The 1,916-nt window shown below is 61.5% G+C and carries 2 protein-coding genes and 1 pseudogene; all 3 read right to left on the reverse strand.

The features are described from left to right. Positions 1 to 277, reverse strand: a pseudogene (locus HMPREF0372_RS20935) (murein hydrolase activator EnvC family protein); the annotation flags it as partial. Positions 278 to 301: 24 nt separating this feature from the next. After that, entirely contained in the window at positions 302 to 1,192 is an 891-nt protein-coding gene (ftsX, locus tag HMPREF0372_RS17340) for a permease-like cell division protein FtsX (RefSeq protein WP_007495367.1), read from the reverse strand. Continuing rightward, a complete protein-coding gene (gene ftsE / locus HMPREF0372_RS17345) occupies positions 1,176 to 1,868 on the reverse strand; it encodes a cell division ATP-binding protein FtsE (protein ID WP_007495369.1) in 693 nt (230 codons plus the stop codon). The genes ftsX and ftsE overlap by 17 nt, the downstream gene beginning before the upstream one ends. Positions 1,869 to 1,916: the final 48 nt, after the last annotated feature.

Below are 1,916 nucleotides of genomic sequence, written 5' to 3' on the forward strand. Positions count from 1 at the left end.
CGTTGATGCTGTCCAGCTCGGCATTGATTGCCTCTAACTGCTGCTGTAGGATCTGCCGCTCCTGCCGGGCGGCCGCCTGGTCCTCTTTCACGTCGGCCAGCTGCTCCTTCAGCTCCTCCTGCCAGGCCTGGCTCTCCGCCTGCTCGGCCTTCAGCGCGTCGATCTCGCTCTGGGAGGCCGCCCTCACCTGCCGGGCCAGCCCGCCCCAGGCGGGAACCAGCAACGCGGCCGTCAGCAGGGCGCATGCCGCCCGCCGAAGGGATCTGTCAAACGCCATGGAAGCCTCCTTTTGCCGCTGCCGTTATACCTGCAGAAACTTGCGGATGGCCAGCACCGAGCCGCCCGCGCCGATGACGAAGCCGGTGAGGACGAACACGCCCAGCACCCGTAAAGCCATGGGCTGGAAGGGCAGCACGGTGATCAGGGAGATGGTGTCCGAGCCGCTGATGGCGCTGCCCACCAGCACATAGATGCCCCACTGGAGGAAGAAGGCCGCCACCGCACCCACCAGCCCCAGGATCAGGCCCTCAAAGACGAAGGGCCAGCGGACAAAGGCGTTGGTGGCGCCGCACATCTTCATGATGGCGATCTCCTCCCGCCGGTTGAAGGTGGCCAGTTTGATGGTGTTGGCGATAATGAACAGGCTCACCGCCAACAGGATCACCACTAGGATCACGGCCACCGCCCCGGCGATGTTGCGGATGACGGTGAAGCCCTCGGCGATCTCGGGGGCTGATTTAGTCTTGGCCACGCCGGTTACCTCTTTTACCGCGTTCTCTGTCTCAGTCAGCTTGCTGATGTCGTCCAGATAGACGTGGAACCGGTCCCGGTACACATCGGAGGGCAGGCCGTCAAACAGCTCGTTGCCCTCATAATCGGCCTCAAACTCCTCTTGGGCCTGCTCCTTGGTCATGAATTCCGCCCGGGCCACGTTGGGCACCGCCTCGATGTCGTCCTGGAGGGCTTTGGCCTCCTCCTGGGTGAGGCTCTCGTCGATGTACGCCGTGAATTGGTTCTCGGCCTCCAGATCGCTGAACATGTTCTCCGCATTCACCGCCACCAGGGTAAAGGAGCCCATGATGAGCAGGCAGCAGATAATCATACAAACCGCGGCGAAGGACATAAAGCCGTGAGTGAAGATGCTGTGGAAGCCCTCGGAGAGGAAATAGCCGAAATCATATCGTTGTCTCATTGTTGTAATACCCGCCCGTCTCGTCGCTGATGATCCTGCCGTTCTCGATGGCCACCACCCGCTTGGAGAAGCGGTTGACCAGTTCCTTCGCGTGGGTGACCACCAGCACGGTGGTACCCAGCTCGTTGATGCGCTCCAGCAGCATCATGATCTCCAGGGAGCGCATGGGATCTAGATTGCCCGTCGGCTCGTCGGCGATGATCATCTGGGGGTTGTTCACCAGGGCGCGGGCGATGGCCACCCGCTGCTGCTCGCCGCCGGAGAGCTGGTTGGGCTTGCGGTCCCCCTTCTGGTCCAGGCCCACCAGCTCCAGTACGTAGGGCACACGCTTGCGGATCTCCCGGGGGGAGGCCCCCACCGCCCGCATGGCAAAGGTCAGGTTCTCCCGCACCGTCTTTTTCTCAATGAGCCGGAAATCCTGGAAGATGACCCCCAGGGTGCGCCGCATGTAGGGCACCTGCCGGGGCCGGATGTTGTTCAGATTGTAGCCGTTGACCATCAGCCGCCCGCCGGTGGGCGCGATTTCGGCGGTGATGAGCTTCAGAATCGTAGACTTTCCGGAGCCGGAAGGGCCCACCAGAAAGACAAATTCCCCGTCGTCGATGCGCAGGTTGACCCCCTTCAGGGCCTTTGTCCCGTTGTCGTAGGACTTTTGAATGTCAATAAGCCGTATCACGCTCGGTTACCTCATTTTGTAGGACTACAATACATATTGGACATCTGA

It is taken from the genome of Flavonifractor plautii ATCC 29863 (assembly GCF_000239295.1).
Lineage (GTDB): Bacteria > Bacillota > Clostridia > Oscillospirales > Oscillospiraceae > Flavonifractor > Flavonifractor plautii.

Excerpts from the sequence above, each read along its gene's own strand:
- ftsX (WP_007495367.1), bottom strand. The coding sequence starts at position 1,192 with ATGAGACAACGATATGATTTCGGCTATTTCCTCTCCGAGGGCTTCCAC.